We start from the raw sequence: 17,081 nt of genomic DNA, 5'->3' as shown, positions 1-17,081 counted from the left end.
ATTCAGCTCGTTTTTTTGTTTTGGGTGAAAAAATTTTTTAACTTGATGGCAATGTGGTGCTGCCCCTATTAGGCAAATTCGACAAAGAAAAGACACCCAAAGGCGCCTTCCTCCGACTTGAACCACCTTAATTTTATTGTGTTGTTATTATATAAGAAAAGAAGACATCGCTTAAGATGTCTTCTTTTACTTGTACACTTGGTGTTAAGAAGGTATTTATTGCTTAAAAACCATAAAAAAAATATAACAATCATCGAGTAAACCTATTATAGCATCAATAAATAGAGTTTTTATATGCATTTTTACATATATATAGATTTATTTATGTTTTATCTATATAGTTAAATTGTCTGTTTCTTGTTTTAATTCGTTTGTTTATTTTGAGTGCTCCAGCAATGGAGCCTTTTTTTATGCAATAAAACATTTTCTTAGCATTACTTAGTTGATCTATATTAACTTTACCCTCTTAAATTATATCTATATTTTACCAAATGATTATATAGATAACCAGTTTTTTCTAATAATCTATTGGATTGATAATTTTATTGTTAGTTGTTAATACTTATTAGAAAATTCATCATGCAATGAAAATTTAGAAATCAAGAATTATAAAAAACTTATAGTATCTTTTGGAAAAGTATATTTAAAATTTGTATATTAATATGTTATAATTTAATTTCTAAAACTACCAAAAAAGGACTGCCAGTAATGGTGGTCCTTTTTTATATCGGTGAGATTGTACTAGGTTGAGCAAAAAAATGGAACCGAAAAAGTTATTTCTAATGAGGATAGCCTTCTTATGATGAAGTTTCATTCAGTGGATCTGCAAGCAAACATAAAAGAAGGAAAAAATTACGATTTTACTTTACGTGGATATAGAGTACCTATACTTTCATGGTTTCCAAATTTAGATGGTGCCGAATCAAAAAATTAGCACTATTCTTTAATAAAAAATCCTACTCATTTTTTAATGAGTAGGATTTTTTATTAAAGAGCTATTTCGTATTAATTTGTGCCATCATTTAATATGCTATTTTAAAATATTTTCTAAATTTGATAACTTATTATCTAAATTTCCAAATTATATACAGCACTATCAATTAAACAATTATTAAATATATCTTCTATCTAAAACATCGTATTATCATTAGCTGCTTCACTTGGAATCTCTTGAATTACATCCCAGTGTTCGAGAATCTTTCCATCCTTGATACGAAATATATCCACTATAGCAACTCCCTTATCTTGAGAATTAGTACGAGAATGTACATGAAGAGCAACTGTATCCCCTTCAGCTACTACACGTTTAATCTCTGCAGAGGAATTAGGATTTTTAACAAAATCCTCCTTAAAGAAATCCATGAAGGCTTTTCGTCCATCAGCAACAAAAGGATTATGTTGCTTATAATCTTCGCTAACATATTTAGGGATAATATCGATATTATGTTTGTTAAAAACTTCATTATAGAAATCAACTACCATCTTTTTATTCTTTTCATTTTCTTTTACTTCTTTTGATGCAGAAGCGACATTTTCGCTCTTAATTGAGTCCCCTTTGTTATTACCAGCGGAAGCTTGATATACCAAAGTCGAAACTACTCCTAAAATAAATACAGAAATAATTGTTATGATTAAACTTTTCTCTAATTTCATATATACCTACCTCTTCTACTTAAATAAGTTTTCTTCTATAAAAAGCTTGAAGAAGGAGAAACCTTCCCCAAAATGTAATGTCAGGGGTAATGTTAGAAATTTCATTTATCCTAACCTCCCCCTATACAAGGCATATTAAAAACGATTCATTCTAACTTAATACCTCATTAACAGTTGCACTGTCCACAATTTGAATAAACTTCTTAACCTTATCGTTCTCATCAAACTTATAAAGGTGACAAAAATCTGCTATGAACGATTTCCCTGTAGCTTTATATGTCCCACTATATTTTCCATACACGATCACAGTATTGTTATTAAAAGCATAGATTTCATCTTTAGCGCTATAGTCATCCCATTCTGTGCCAAGACGTTCATGTACGTTTTTCACTACTTCATCTGGACCTATATAAGTACCTGCATATGGAAACCCAGCAGCTTCTGTCCAAGATACATTTTCACTTAAATACGTTTTGAACGCATCCAATTTCCCTTCGCCAGTTAACACATACGTTTCATGTAATAGCTTTTGATATTTATTCATATCATTAACCCCAAGGCATTTCTTTTGTTACAACTTTTGCACTTAATTCTAATACACCTTTATTTGCATAGCCTGGATATGCTGCTTCAAGTTTTGCCACAAAATCTTTTGAAGTTCCACTTTCCTCAGAAGCTTGAACCGCAGTTCTTAGATAATCCATTGTCGCAGTAAGTGCTTGATTATTTAGGGATTTTTCAATTGATCCATGGCTAGGTACAATTATGTCAGCATGTAACGCTTGTAATACTTTCAAGTTCTCAATCCACGCCTCCATAGTCGCTTTTGAGCTAGTATCCGCTAAGAATACATGTATTTCGTTAAAGACATCAATACCACCAATTAATACTTTTAGTTCTTTATTAAATAGGCTAGTTCTGTAATGATCTAAGCCTACTAGTTCAAATGTTAACCCCTGAAAATCAATCACTTTTTCTTTAAACACTTGAGGTAATACCACGTTACTTGGTGCATTTTCTCCAAGGGCGTCTTTCCAAACTTTTAATTTCCCTAAGACAGAATGAACGATATGTTCAACAGTAGACTCTGTTGCATACGCTATAGCTTCTGGGTAAACGGCTTTAATGCTCTCTAATCCAAAGTAGTAGTCTGGATCCCCATGAATAATAAAGATTTTATCTAAAGATAAGTTATTTTTTTTCAGATACTCCACAATTTCTTTCGAATCAGATTGAGTAAATTTTGAGTTTATTAAAAATGCATGTCCTGCTTTCTCAACTAATGTTGCTGTGACCATAAAGCTTTTTTCGTCCGAACTAAACACCGTTAATTTCACATCTTTTTGATTTGTATCGATTGTTTTAAACATAGTATGTTATTCTCCTTTTGTTAAAGTTATTAACTAATTATCATATTTTTATCTTGTTCCGATAAAGTGAAACTTTAATCAGTGGGGGTTTTGTTCATCCCCCACTGATTATTAGCCCACACCAATCGGACTTTTACGGACAGTTGATCCCCCACCTAACTTCTTTGCTTCCACTGAATTTTGAGGTGGGGGTCTTACTGCCCGTTAAAGCGGGATAAAATCTCCCACTCCCATTCATCTGAAAGTGTAATAGTACTGGCGAATATTCCGGAGATGAATGTCAGGTGGCCTAAGATAACATGTTTGCTACTATATCCTAAATTTTCTTAATATAAATTTTTAAAACGCGCTTCAATTTTATCCGGCGTCATTACGCCACCACCAATAGGAATAATTTGATTATCCTTTTGTAAAAGTAAGGAAGGATAGCTATTAACACCAAGCTGTCGAACTTTATTAAAATCATTTTGGACATCTATTATTGTTTCTTGAGCGTTTAAACGTTCTAATACTTGTTCAGGGTCCAAACCATGCTCGATTGCAATTTTACGATATGTTTCAGGATCACTCAGACTTTGGCCCTCATAATAAAACGCTTTTTGCATAGCCGAAGTGAATTCTAATAAACGGTCTGGCGCTAATGAGCGTAAAGCTGAAAAACCAATTGCAGCATCTTTCGAATTCATTTTAAAAGTCCCTTCCTCCACCAATTTTTGATAGGAAGGACCAAATTCAGCACCTGTAAGTTGATTAATTCTTTTATTTCCTTCTTCTATATATGAGAAGTTTTTCATTGGTAAATTATCCAAAAATAACCCTCCACATAAAACCGTTAATGGTACTTCAGTGTGGTTTTTGTAAAATCCTTTAATACTTTCTGAAAAACCATAGCACCATCCACAATATGCATCCCATACGTAAATAAGATTATCTTGTTTCGTCTCCATTTAAATCTCCTACCTTTTTTTTATTATCCAGCTCAACTAAATTTTTGGTTTATATAAGTACATCTTTTTATACCTTATTCTTTTTTAGATACCTTACTATATTTCCCCAAAACTAATATTTCCAAAGAAAGATCCACCAAGGTTTTTAACAAAAGATAACGTTTCACCTTATTGCCCCGTAACAGAAAATACTAAAGCTTAGAATATGCATCGATTTGAATGTGTTAGTAACTTTCTACACCGGGTGGCAACGTATGGACCACCATCCTTAATTAAATATATAAATCATATTTTTAGCAGATATAAGTTGTAACCAAACCAATTACATCTTTATGTAACTATTTTAGTTACAACTAATATAGAAGTCAATTCTTTTTTTCGAAAACATTAAATTTCTACATTAATCTACAACCAATCCCACTCTTTAAAAAAATATATCAACGATTATTCGATTATATCGATCGTAACTCCGAATATATCAACGTTTCGACACAACATATCGATTTACCGACAAATTTCGTGAAAACTATCACCAAAACCACCAACCAATCCCACATCACGTTCACCTACAAAGAAAAAAAGCACCAGGTCCCCCTAGTGCTCTCCCTCTAAAACAAATGACAAGCCACCTCATGCCCCTTCGCAATCTCCACCATCTTCGGTACTTCCTGTGCGCATTTTTCAGTGGCGAATTTGCAGCGCGTTCTGAATTTGCAGCCGGATGGTGAGTTGAGTGGGCTTGGTACTTCTCCTTGCAAAATGATCCGTTCTTTGCCTATGTTTGTTGGATCTGGTTCTGGCATGGATGAGAGTAGTGCTTGTGTGTATGGATGTGCCGGTTTTGTGTATAAGTCTTCGCTGTCGGCAATTTCTACTATGTTTCCTAAGTACATGACTCCGATTCGATCTGATATGTGTCTTACCATCGATAGGTCATGTGCGATGAATAAATATGTGACACCTGTTTCTTCTTGAATGTCTTGCAGCATGTTTACGACTTGCGCTTGGACTGAGACATCTAGTGCTGAGATTGGTTCGTCACATAGGATAAAGTCTGGTTTTACAGATAGTGCGCGCGCGATGCTAATGCGCTGGCGCTGGCCCCCGCTAAATTCGTGCGGGTAGCGATATAAATGTTCTTCTTTTAAGCCTACCTTTTTGAGCAGGTCTAATATGATTTCTTTTTGTTCTTCTTTTTCATAAGATCCATGAATGTTCATTGGCTCACTAATAATTTGGAATACGTTCATTGCCGGGTTTAATGATGCGTATGGATCTTGGAAAATGATTTGCATTCGTTTTCGATATTCTTTTAGTTCACTTTCCTTTAAACTTGCGATATCTTTTCCGTCAAATAAAACGTTACCTGAAGTGACATCGTGTAAGCGAATGATACTTCTTCCTGTCGTTGATTTTCCGCAGCCAGATTCTCCTACTAACCCGAATGTTTCACCCTTTTTAATAGTGAAGCTTAAGTCATCGACTGCTTTTAATTGCTCTGTTTTTCTGCCGAATAGTCCTTTTTTAATAGGAAAATACTTTTTTAAGTTCCGAACTTCAATTAAGTTTTCTTCATGCATGTGAATCACCTACTGTCTTATCGTTTAACCAGCACATGGAACGTCTTTCGTTTCCGATTTCAAAATATGGCGGACGTTCTTTTTCACAAATGTCCATCGCATGCGGGCAACGCTCTGCGAATGGGCAACCTTGTGGCGGGTTTAATAAGTTTGGCGTTACACCTTGAATAGGAGCGAGCCTTTCTTTTACGCCGTTCGCTATTTTTGGCAAAGAGTTTAATAGCCCTTTCGTATATGGATGATTCGGCGATTGGAAAATATCAAGTACAGGTCCTTCTTCCATAATAAGCCCGCCGTACATAACGATAACGCGCGTACAGTTTTGCGCGACGATTCCTAAGTCGTGCGTAATAAGAAGTAACGCCATATTCGTTTCGTTCTTTAAGTTTTTCATTAAATCTAGTATTTGCGCCTGTATCGTTACATCAAGTGCAGTCGTCGGTTCGTCCGCAATAAGAAGGTCAGGGTTGCAAGACATCGCCATTGCGATCATAACTCGCTGCTTCATACCACCGCTTAGTTCATGCGGATATTGTTTTACCCTTTCTTCTGGCGACGAAAGGCCGACTTGTTTTAACAAGTTAATCGCGATTTGCTCTGCTTCTATCTTTTTCACTTTTTGATGACGTATAATTACTTCCATCATTTGTTTCCCAATTTTCACGACCGGATTTAGCGCTGACATTGGGTCTTGAGAGATAAGTGAAATTTGATTTCCTCTAATAGAACGTAATTCTTTTTCAGATTTAGAAAGTATGTTTTCATTATGAAAAAGGATTTCCCCTTCTTTCACTTTTCCTGGTGACGTAACGAGAGACATAACAGACTTCGCCATTACACTCTTCCCGCTTCCAGATTCCCCAACGATACCAACTACTTCTCCTTTATTTAAGCGAAATGTAACGCCGCGAACCGCTTCAACTTCGCCACTTTCTATGAAAAAAGAAGTCTTTAAATTTTTCACTTCTAGTAGTTTTTCAGACACGCTTCTCACTCCTTTCACTTAACACTTTAGTTTTCATGTCCGGCTCCTTTTGGTGCGAAAGCTTTCTTCAATGCTTCACCAATTACGTTAAAACTAAGTACCGTTAAAAGGATAAGGAATCCTGGGAAGAGTGTTAAATACCAAGCTTCACCAATATATCCTTGCGCATTGTTTAGCATACTGCCCCAAGAAGAATTTGGTTCTCTAATCCCTAAACCTAAAAAACTAAGTGATGATTCCATTAAAATCGATGTCGCAATTGTTAATGTCGCGGCGATAATAATGGTTGATAAAATGTTAGGAATGATATGTCTTACAATAATCATAAGTGATTTTTGTCCTGATACTTTTGCGTATAAAACGTACTCACGCTCTTTTACAGATAGCGTTTCTGCCCTTACAATGCGCGCGGTGTCCATCCATGTTAGTAATCCGATAATAAGAACTAGCGTCGTAATTCCTGGTTTTAAATACGCATTTAATAGTAGCATTAAAAAGAATGATGGAATTGACATAAGCACTTCAACAACTCGCATTAAAAAGTTGTCTAACTTTCCGCCAAAATACCCGCTAATTGTTCCAACTGCAGTACCGATTGTAATAGAAACAACCATCGCAAGGAAACCGACCGCAAGCGAAACTCGTCCGCCATATAACGCTCTCGTTAAGTAATCCCTTCCGTAATCATCCGTTCCGAAAGGATGACTCATACTCGGTTCTTGTAAGCGATCTGGAATCGACATTTTGCTAGGATCGTACGGCGATACGAATGCGAAAATTGATGCGACCGTTAAAACCGCAAGTATAATAACTCCCATTGCAACAAACTTATTTTTCGTAAAGCTATGTTTTATCGTTTGAAATCTCCTATTATTCATTCCAAATCACCCCCTCATTCGAATGCGCGGATCTACTACGCCATATAAAATATCAGCAATTAAGTTACCGAGAATTAACATGAATGATGATAGTAATGTAATTGCCATGATAATCGGATAATCAAATCTAAAAATAGCATTTACCCCAAGTGAACCAAGTCCTGGCCATGAAAATACTGTTTCCGTAATAAATGCTCCACCTACTAAACTTGGAATCGATAATCCGAAAATTGTAATGATCGGTATTAGTACATTTCGAAGTACGTGATTAAATAACACTGTTTTCTTTGAAGCGCCGTACGCATATTGAATTTGTACATATTCTTCTTCTAATTGCTGAATCGTACTTGAACGAACATATCTCATATAAACAGATACGTTTTGGAACGCTAACACCATGCAAGGTAAAATGCCGTGTTGCACAATATCCCAGACAGAGTCTTTACCAACGGTGCGCATACCCATACTCGGAAGTAGGTTCAATTTTAAAGAGAATAAGTAGACTAATAGTAGTGCAAACCAGAAAACCGGCATAGAAATACCAACGTATGAAATAAAGTTTACAATGCGGTCAAAGAATGAATTCTTTTTCACACCTGTAAATAGTCCAAGCGGTATTGCGATTACGAATGAGACGAGTAAAGATGATCCCATTAACCCAATTGTTGCAGGTAATCTTTCTGTGATAAGTTCCAAAACAGGACGATGATTTTGAAGTGAGTAACCAAAGTTTCCTGTTAAAATGTTTTTTAACCATAAAAAATACTGCACGTAAATTGGTTGATCTAGTCCTAAACTTTTGCGAATACGCTCCACATCAATTGGACTCATATTTGGCGTTACAAAGTTTCGAACCGGATCCCCCGGTGCTAGTTTTATTAATAGAAAAGAAATAATAGAAATAACAAATAAAAGCGGAATTGCATTTAAAAGCCTCTTCGCAATTACTTTATACACAAACTTCCCCCCTCAAGCTAAAGAAGCTGATTTCCACCAGCTTCTTTATTGTTTCTTATTTCACTTCATAAATCTTAGATAGATCTTCAAACATTGTGACAGGAATTGCTTTCGCTTCTTTTAATCCATCAAACTTTTTATCTACTGCAATAACTGCTTTCGGATACGCGATTGGTAGATAAGGTACGTCTTCTCTACCTGTCTCTTGAATTTTATGGTATAGCTCTGCGCGTTTTGTTTTATCTGTTTCAACTGCAGCTTCTTCCCATAACTTATCGAAATCAGCGTTTTTATATCGTGCATAATTGTATTCAGCATTACTTAAGAATAAGCTCTTATATGAATCTGGCTCAGGTCCCATTATGTAACCACCAAATGTAATGTCATATTCTTTATTCTCTTTATCTAAGCCTTTTTCACTTGCTGCACTAGCATCTAATGCATTTAGTTCAACTTCTAAGCCAACTTCTTTTAATTTTTGTTGTGTATAAAGCGCTAAGCTTTCCATGATTTTATTATTCGTTACATACATCACACGTACTTTTTCGTTATCTTTCACGCCAGCTTTTGCTAATAAATCTTTCGCTTCTTTTTTATCATACTTATAGTCTTTAATATCTTTCGCATAATACATAGCGTCTGGCGTTAAGATTGAATTTGCTGGTTCTGCAAATTCACCCGAAACGAATGCTGAGTTAATCATTTCTTTTTTATCTAACGCATGCGCAATTGCTTGGCGCACTTCTTTTTTCTTCATAAGATCAGTATTCATGTTATAAGATAAGTAGAATAATCTACCTTCAGGGAATGTCACCATTGAGAAGTTCCCAGTACTATCTAGTTTCTTAAAGTCTTGCGGCTCAATCATCTTCATGTTGATTTGACCATTTTGCAGTGAAACATTTGCTGTATTACGGTCTTTTACAACGCGGTATACGATAGAGTCTAATTTAGCTTTCCCACCTACATAATCATCAAATCGATCTAATGCAACGTACTCATCTGATTTATACTCTTTAAACTTAAACGGTCCTGAACCTACAGGCTGTAAGTTTTTCTTACTCTTCGCTAAATCTGCTTCCCCTTCAAATACATGTTTCGGAATTGGGAAGAAATCATTCATCACACCTTCGAAAGATGCGCTTACTTGTGGTAAAACGAATTGAGTTGTTAACTCATCTACCTTTTTCACCTCAAGCGGCTTTCCTTTAAAAATAAAGTTTTCACGACTTGAGCTATTTTGCTTCTCATCCAAAATAGATTGGAATGTAAATGCTATATCGTCTGATGTAATTTTCTTACCATCATGCCATTTCAAATTATCTTTTAATTTCAATGTCCACGTTAATTGATCTTCTGAAGGCGTAAAGCTCTCAGCAAGAACAAACTTTTTCTTACCGTCTTCCATATGATATAGTGGCGCATATAAAGCTTGCTGCACAGTTAATGACACACGATCATTCGCATAAAGCGGATTCATCGTATCTGGATTATCGCTAACACCAATCGTTAACGTTCCTCCATCTTTCGGAGTCCCTGATTTACTAGTGCCCGCTTGCTTCGAATCTTTTTCCCCTGAACAAGCAGCTAATGCAATAAATAATAGTAGGACAAATGGTAATACAAACAACTTCTTCTTCATATTTCGACCCCTCTCGACTATTTACACCTATAAGAAAACTCGGAATTAATACCGAGTTTTCTTATAGGTTTTAAATTACCACTACCGGTATGTATTGTCAAACTTTTTCGCAAAGGTAGAAAGTTTGTAATCTATTAATGCATTCTTGCGATAAACTATATTTATGCGGAGGAGAAAATAAAAAGACCACGAATAAGTAGCCTCATAAAATGAGTTAAAAAACTATCAACTTACAGAAACCCCCTCTAAAATGATTGTTTTATATGATCGAAAATGTAGAATAAAATTAAAGACAAAAAACACGTTTAGGAGGTTATCATGACATTTGATGAATTGAAAAAAAGACCACCAAAAGGCAGTCTCAAAACTCAATCTTATTCCCTACTCCTTGCTCCACCGCTTTCTCATACAAATACTTTGCAACAATAATATCTACTACTGCCAAACCAACCGATTTAAAAACAGTAATCTCTTCATCATTTTCGCGTCCAGCTTTTTCTCCACTTATAATTTGACCAAGTTCAGCGTGAATGGCGTTTACTTTGAATAGACCTTCTTTTATCGGAACTTGAAGGTCTCCTGTTTCGTCTAGTGCTGCTTCTTTTGATTCGACTACTACTTTGTTTGCTTTAGCTATGGCATGTGAGGGTAGTTCTTGCATGCTCGGTCTGAATGAGCCGACGGCGTTTACGTGGACGCCTTTTTGCAAGATTTCTGAGAAGACTGGTGTGGTTGCGTTCGTAGTTGTGACGATGATGTCTGCTTCACGTACTGCTTCATTTGGATCCCTGTGAACGTAAGCAGGTTTACCAAGTTTCTCTTGTATATATTGCGCAAATGCATACGCTTTTTCTTCTGTGCGATTGTATAAGATGACTTTTTCGATATCTCTAACCGCAAATATTGCTTCGGCAATTCCTTTCGCTTGTTCACCCGTGCCGATAATGCATAAGGTTTTTGCGTTATGACGAGCTAAATATTTTGTCGCTACTCCTGATAAGGCGCCTGTTCGGATCATCGTTAAGTACGATCCTTCTAGAAGTGCGAGCGGTTCTCCCATTTGAAAGTCTGATAGCATCACAATCCCATTGATCGTTTTCTTTCCTATCTGTTTATTTTGCGGGACTACCGTTACTATTTTTACTCCAAGTGCCTCAAGTCCTTCCGCTACTGAAGGCATAATTAATGCCGTATTTTGCTCGTTCGCAAATGGTAATGAGCCTCTTATTGGTGTAATCGTTCTTTCTGCGGAAAATTCTTTTAAAGCAAGCGCCGCGTATTCAATAACTTCATTCATATTTACTAAGTTTCTTTGTTCGTTCGCGCTTATGACAAGCATATCTTTCCACCCCCTCCTCTTATCCTAACAAAAATCCTCGATTCAAATCATCTCTCGGATCTACAACGAACTGATGAAATCCTGTAATAAAGGCATTCCCCGTTACTTTTGGAACGACAGCTTCATATGTATCTACTGCGGTTACGGATAATACTTCTCCCTGGAATTTCCCATCAGTAATGCATTCATGGATGAATACTTCTCCTTTTTGCAAGGTAGCTTTTTCAAAAAGAGTTGCGATTCTCGCTGAAGTTCCTGTACCGCAAGGAGAACGGTCTACTTGCCCATCAGCAAAAATCGTTACATTTCGTAGCGTAGCAACTTTGTCTTTCGGTTCATCTGAAAAGATAACGCCGTATATTCCTTTCAATCCTTCTTCAAGTGGATGTTTCACTTCCATTTTGCTCTCTATATAATGTTTAATTTTACCGCCCCACATTTGAATAGCAGATAAATCTTTGAAATCAACTTTCAAACCAAATTCTTTACAGTCTACAACAGCGTAAAATGCTCCTCCAAACGCGATATCTACTTGAAATTCATAGTTATCTATTTTAATAGGAACGTCTTTTTTGTATACAAATGAAGGAACATTTTCAAATGATACAGATTCTACTTCACTCCCGTTATATTTTGCATACGCAATAACTTCTCCGGCTGGGCTATCAATAATGAACTTTTGTTTTTCACCCTTTACTTCCAACATGCCTGTTTCAATTCCAACTGTAATAACAGCGATAATGCCATGACCACACATCGTACTCCATCCTTCATTGTGCATAAATAAAACACCAAAATCAGCGTGGGCACTTGCTGGCGGTGTAATGATACAACCGTACATTCCGTGATGCCCTCTCGGTTCATACATCAGAATTTCACGAAGGTAATCCAAATGTTCCATGCAGTAGGCGCGTCTTTCCAGCTGCGTTTCTCCTTTTATTTCTGGCACTCCGCCCGTAATAATTCGAAGCGGCTCCCCAGCTACGTGTGCATCAATCGTTGTATATATTTTACTAACCTTCATTTCGATCTCTCCCCTATACGTTGATACTCTTTTCATTGCAAATATCATGCCAACGCATAGGGTATAAATTTGTATGCATTTTTAGAAAAACATACACTACTGTCTATTTTTTTATACACTGTCCAGAGTCTATGTTATGGGGGCCCCCTTGATACAACCAGTCTTATTATTTTCAATGTAAAGTTACTTCGCTCCCCAACATATACTGTTCAAAAGCAAAAAGGAAGTGATCCAATGTACTACGGAACAAAGGGCTGGTACGTAGCTGAACTAAAAAAATTAGGCGTACGCTATCATGAAGGACGAAAATTAGAAAGTTACCGCGGACACGTATTACGCAATTTATTAATCGCACAACAAGAGAAATTAAAAGAACAGTAATAGATTCTCCTATCACAATATCAACTTATCGCCGCCTACAAACTGCCAATCAATCACACATCAAACTACACTAAAAAGGTCACCCAAACGGGTGACCTTCCTTTCTTATTCACAAACAAGAATTTGTCTAGTAAATGATCCTTTTCTTGTAATACAGCGATCTGTAATTTCAAACCCTGCTTCATGGATCATGTCGTCCATTGTCTCCATCGTTACAACGACTACCTTTTTAGCGATGCGGCGCGCACTTGAAAGAATGGAGAGCTGGTCTTCTGGTGTGGCATGCGTAAATAGGTCGTACGGCATATCGATAATGGCAACGTCGTAGTTCTCAGTAATTTCCTCGATTGGTCCTTTTGTTACTGTTCCTTCAAATCCGAAATGTGCGATATTTTTTCTTGTTCCAAGAACTACAAGTGGATTTATATCTCTACCAACGATGTTAATCCCCATAGAAAGTGCTTCTACTACTACTGTTCCAATACCGCAGCACGGGTCAATTGCTCGTACTCCCTCTGGATTTGGTACAGCGATATTTGCAACTGATCTCGCAACACGTGTGCTAAGAGATGTCGAATAACTATGCGGTTTTTTTATGTGATGATACCAAACTGGTTCGCTTTCTACATAGTGCCCGAAGTACCAGCGTCCTCCAAGAGGAACAATCCCGAATACACGCTCTGGATTACGAACATCCGCTTCTCCTTCAATATGCATGCCAAGGTCTCGTTCAATAAGACGTCTTTCTCCGTATTCAATTTTATTCTCCCCAACGAGGTCATTGATTTTAACGAAGATAACTTTAAATGTCGCTCCCGCCAAATCAATTTGTTCCACTTGTTTTAAAATGCTTTCTAAGTCGTCCCCTTCATACATAACTTCAATTCGCTCTTTCATAAACGCACTTCTACTCGGGTCAATTTTGACATCACTTTTTAAAATATTAACGTGGGACTCCATTCCAAAGAACGAGCGCATTTCCAAGTAACATAAAGCACGCTCCTCCTCACGAAATGCATACGTATATATACAGGCAGGTGTTTTACTATGATTATTCAATCTATTATCATCCTCTATCGTTTAAAATTGTTCTAATTACAATTACTCAAATACTTTTGTATATAAAATTAAATGATATCATATGCCGGAAATAAAGAGAAACGTTAATAAATAAAAGAGACTGCCAATGGCAATCTCTTATTATTTATTAACGGAAAGAAGACACGTTGTTACCCATTTCTTCATAGTAATCTAAAATGCCTTGATAAATTGCTTCCGCTGCACTTTGTCTTTGCGCTGGTGTAGCTATTTTATCTGCATCACTTTTATTATCTACAAATGCTAATTCTGCTAATACAGCTGGCATTGTATTTTCTCTAATTACGTATAAATCGCCTTTTTTCACACCACGATCTTTTGTCCCCAGTGCATCTACAAGACGCTCTTGAATTTTTTCTGCTAATAAACGACTTTCTGATACGTTAGGATTTGTTCCTCTTGCTGTCGCTGATTCATAGTAGAATGTTTCTGTACCTTGTCCATTTTTCTTTTCCGTACCATTACCATGAATACTTACAAAAATATCCCCATTATTTTTTTGAGCAAATTCTACACGTTTCTTTAAAGAATCAGAAGCACTTGTTCCTGGACGTGTATCATCTGTACGAGTAAATAACACAGTAAATGGTGTCTTTTTCTCAAATATCTTCTGTAATCGCAATGATACATCTAATACAGTTTCACTTTCTTTCTCATAATAACCTGGATTACCTGAATCCGCTCCACCATGACCTGGATCAATGATAATCGCTTTGCCTTCTAAGAAATTCCCTTGCTTCACTGGATTTAATTGATTTTTATTAACCCATTGGAAACCAGCGCCCATGCGGATACGAATCCAGCTGCCGTTCTCTTCAATAACAGTTACTTGCTGTGCGTTATGTGTTCCCATTACTTTTGACGAAGAAGAAGCTTCTGCATAAGTAGTGAATCCTTCATTAATAACTTCTGTTTTCTCTACTAAAGGTGTCCATTTATCACCGTTACTTGTTGCAATTTTGATCCATCCATCTCGTTCTTCTTTAATTTCAACCATTTGTGGATTATGCTGATTTGCACTAATCCCAGAACTTAATGATGGTGCGTGATATGTAATGAATTTTCTATCTATGTACATTTTCTTTGTTTCTACTGGACGATCACTATTCTTGCTAAATTTATCTGTTTGCGCAGTAAGCTGAGCTGCTTGTTCACGCGTAATAGAATCATTCGGTTTCCAGCCATTCTCTGTACCTAAAGAAAGTTTTAATTCTACTAAAATATTAACTTCTTCTTTACCCCAATGATTCTCTAAATCAGCAAATTTTGTAGGAACTGGTCCTGTTACTTTGCTCTTCAGATTATATGCTCTTACAAGCATAGCTGCCATTTCAGCACGAGTTACTTTGCCTTCAGGATCAAATACTCCTGGTTCTCGCCCTTTAATAATATTCTCTTTTTCCATGGCTGCAATAAATGAAGCTGCCCAACTATTTTTCGCATCATTATAAGACGGCTTTGCATTTGGATCTACTTTAGCACCAATTGCTGTTGCGATAATCTTTGCTGCCTGGGAACGTGTTAAATTTCCGTATGGCATAAAGTTACCATCTGGCATACCGTTAATTACATTTCTCTCTACTAAATAATAAATTGCGTCTTTCGACCACGCACTATCTGAAACATCAGGAAATTTCTTCGTTTCTGCTAAACTACTAATTGGATGTGCTAGTAAATTTGCTGCTAATAAACCTGCGGCTATTGCTTTGTACTTCATGAAAAATAAATCTCCTCTCAAAACTTCATATTCATACAATTTTTTTTAATCAAGCTAACTAAAAAATATTAACTATTAATTAATTCCTTTCATAGTGTATAACATTATATATCTATAGTAAATACGTTTCCGGTCGTATAACAAAAATCGCATATATATAACTTATAATGAATGTATATAAAAAACTTTAATCAGCCCTCACCAATCGGGCTTTTACAGGCAGCCCGGTCCCCATCTAACTTTTTTGCTTTCGCTGAATTTTGAGGTAGGGGTCTTACTACTCGGCAAATAGCGGGATTAAAAAGCGATTAGAACATGTCTCCTAATCGCTTTGCCAAATAAAAAGCTGATTAAAAATAATATCTTTAATCAGCTCTCTATTATCTATGAAATTATTCTTCAATTAAATTAGACATTACATATGCATACACTAATGCTTCTGTATGCGCAATAGAACTTTCATGTGTACGTTCAAATGCGTGAGAAGAATCAATACCCGCTCCAATTAAAGCATGTTTCACATCAAATCCCGCGCGAATCGCAGCTGATGCATCAGATCCGTAGTATGGATAAATATCTACTTTATATTCAATATGATTCGTTTTCGCAAGCTCTACTAAATGTTTACGCAGTGCGTAATGATACGGACCGCTAGAGTCTTTTGCACAAATAGATACTGTATATTCATCAGACGTTTGTCCATCACCTAACGCTCCCATATCAACTGCTAAGTATTCAACAGTTTCTTCTGGAATGTTAGAATTACCACCGTATCCAATCTCTTCATTATTAGAAATTAAGAAATGCGTCGTATATGGTAATGTTACGTTTTCATCTTGTAATCTTTTAATTAATTTTAATAAAATCGCAACACTTACTTTGTCATCTAAATGACGGGATTTTATGTATCCACTCTCTGTAATTTGAACGCGCGGATCAAATGAAACGAAGTCTCCTACTTCAATTCCTAATTCGCGTACTTCATCAGCTGAAAATACGCGCTCATCAATACGAACTTCAATATTTTTCTCATCGCGTTTTGCTTCACCTGCATCTTTATATACATGTACAGATGTTTGATGCATTAAAATTGTTCCTGTATACGTCTTGCCACTTGATGTTTCAATTTCGCAATATTCCCCTTCTACGGAGTTCCAGCGAAATCCACCAATCATAGAAAGACTCAGGCGACCATCAGGCTTAATTTCTTTCACCATCGCACCTAACGTATCAACGTGTGCCGTTAATAAGCGGTGCTGCGCATCATTCTTCCCTTTTACCGTTAAAATAAGAGCTCCCTTATTATTACGTTTCGTTTCTACGTTCCACTCACTGACATAGTTTTCAATGAAATTAATAATTTTTGCTGTATTTCCAGATGGACTTGGAATAGAGACAAGCTCCTTAATCAGTTCCATCGTTTCTTTCGTATGGTGTGCCATTGTCGTTTCCTCCTCATTTTCTCTACTATTCAGTATACAAAATTCGCCAGAAAACCTCTACTTATATG

Annotated in this window: 15 protein-coding genes; 1 reads left to right on the top strand and 14 read right to left on the bottom strand. The window is 36.3% G+C overall.

Annotation, left to right across the window (positions count from 1 at the left end):
• Positions 1-1,128: 1,128 nt before the first annotated feature.
• The 11 genes from ACTFR3_RS25950 to ACTFR3_RS25900 form a co-directional block, all read right to left on the bottom strand.
• Entirely contained in the window at positions 1,129-1,653 is a 525-nt protein-coding gene (locus ACTFR3_RS25950; RefSeq protein ID WP_224201621.1) for a nuclear transport factor 2 family protein, read from the bottom strand.
• Positions 1,654-1,804: 151 nt separating this feature from the next.
• The gene (locus ACTFR3_RS25945) at positions 1,805-2,197 is read right to left on the bottom strand and encodes a nuclear transport factor 2 family protein (RefSeq protein WP_001046359.1); all 393 of its coding nucleotides are present in this window, start codon (positions 2,195-2,197) and stop codon (positions 1,805-1,807) included.
• A gap of 4 nt (positions 2,198-2,201) precedes the next feature.
• The gene (locus tag ACTFR3_RS25940) at positions 2,202-3,023 is read right to left on the bottom strand and encodes a hypothetical protein (protein WP_025686887.1); all 822 of its coding nucleotides are present in this window, start codon (positions 3,021-3,023) and stop codon (positions 2,202-2,204) included.
• Positions 3,024-3,349: 326 nt separating this feature from the next.
• Positions 3,350-3,970 (bottom strand): DsbA family protein, encoded by a 621-nt coding sequence (locus ACTFR3_RS25935; RefSeq protein ID WP_000448622.1) that lies wholly within the window; start codon positions 3,968-3,970, stop codon positions 3,350-3,352.
• A gap of 608 nt (positions 3,971-4,578) precedes the next feature.
• Complete coding sequence (locus tag ACTFR3_RS25930) at positions 4,579-5,550, bottom strand: ABC transporter ATP-binding protein (RefSeq protein ID WP_000544132.1); 972 nt, start codon at positions 5,548-5,550, stop codon at positions 4,579-4,581.
• Positions 5,543-6,535: an ABC transporter ATP-binding protein gene (locus ACTFR3_RS25925; protein ID WP_440044970.1), complete on the bottom strand. Its 993-nt coding sequence runs from the start codon at positions 6,533-6,535 to the stop codon at positions 5,543-5,545. The genes ACTFR3_RS25930 and ACTFR3_RS25925 overlap by 8 nt, the downstream gene beginning before the upstream one ends.
• 26 nt (positions 6,536-6,561) lie before the next feature.
• On the bottom strand, positions 6,562-7,413 hold the full coding sequence (locus ACTFR3_RS25920; RefSeq protein ID WP_440044969.1) for an ABC transporter permease: 852 nt from the start codon (positions 7,411-7,413) through the stop codon (positions 6,562-6,564).
• Positions 7,414-7,419: 6 nt separating this feature from the next.
• Positions 7,420-8,370, bottom strand: coding sequence for an ABC transporter permease (locus ACTFR3_RS25915; RefSeq protein ID WP_440044968.1), 951 nt, complete (start codon positions 8,368-8,370; stop codon positions 7,420-7,422).
• Positions 8,371-8,425: 55 nt separating this feature from the next.
• Positions 8,426-10,012, bottom strand: coding sequence for an ABC transporter substrate-binding protein (locus tag ACTFR3_RS25910; protein ID WP_440044967.1), 1,587 nt, complete (start codon positions 10,010-10,012; stop codon positions 8,426-8,428).
• Between the two features lie 361 nt (positions 10,013-10,373).
• On the bottom strand, positions 10,374-11,351 hold the full coding sequence (locus ACTFR3_RS25905) for an ornithine cyclodeaminase family protein (RefSeq protein ID WP_440044966.1): 978 nt from the start codon (positions 11,349-11,351) through the stop codon (positions 10,374-10,376).
• A 19-nt stretch (positions 11,352-11,370) separates the two neighbouring features.
• Complete coding sequence (locus ACTFR3_RS25900) at positions 11,371-12,375, bottom strand: proline racemase family protein (RefSeq protein WP_440044965.1); 1,005 nt, start codon at positions 12,373-12,375, stop codon at positions 11,371-11,373.
• 105 nt (positions 12,376-12,480) lie between these two features.
• Between ACTFR3_RS25900 and ACTFR3_RS25895 the strand changes: the two genes are divergently transcribed.
• A complete protein-coding gene (locus ACTFR3_RS25895) occupies positions 12,481-12,756 on the top strand; it encodes a YflJ family protein (RefSeq protein WP_113732248.1) in 276 nt (91 codons plus the stop codon).
• Positions 12,757-12,861: 105 nt separating this feature from the next.
• On the opposite strand, the gene ACTFR3_RS25890 is transcribed toward ACTFR3_RS25895, so the two are convergent.
• The 3 genes from ACTFR3_RS25890 to ACTFR3_RS25880 all read right to left on the bottom strand — a co-directional run bounded on the left by ACTFR3_RS25890 (position 12,862) and on the right by ACTFR3_RS25880 (position 17,013).
• Complete coding sequence (locus tag ACTFR3_RS25890) at positions 12,862-13,815, bottom strand: TRM11 family SAM-dependent methyltransferase (protein ID WP_001059319.1); 954 nt, start codon at positions 13,813-13,815, stop codon at positions 12,862-12,864.
• A 148-nt stretch (positions 13,816-13,963) separates the two neighbouring features.
• Positions 13,964-15,571: an N-acetylmuramoyl-L-alanine amidase gene (locus tag ACTFR3_RS25885; RefSeq protein WP_440044964.1), complete on the bottom strand. Its 1,608-nt coding sequence runs from the start codon at positions 15,569-15,571 to the stop codon at positions 13,964-13,966.
• 392 nt (positions 15,572-15,963) lie between these two features.
• Complete coding sequence (locus ACTFR3_RS25880) at positions 15,964-17,013, bottom strand: M42 family metallopeptidase (RefSeq protein ID WP_000930086.1); 1,050 nt, start codon at positions 17,011-17,013, stop codon at positions 15,964-15,966.
• Positions 17,014-17,081 lie beyond the last annotated feature (68 nt).

It is taken from the genome of Bacillus cereus group sp. MYBK14-1 (genome assembly GCF_051916885.1).
In the GTDB taxonomy this organism is placed as follows: Bacteria; Bacillota; Bacilli; order Bacillales; family Bacillaceae_G; genus Bacillus_A; species Bacillus_A cereus.
This window is presented reverse-complemented; position numbering and strand designations above follow the sequence as displayed.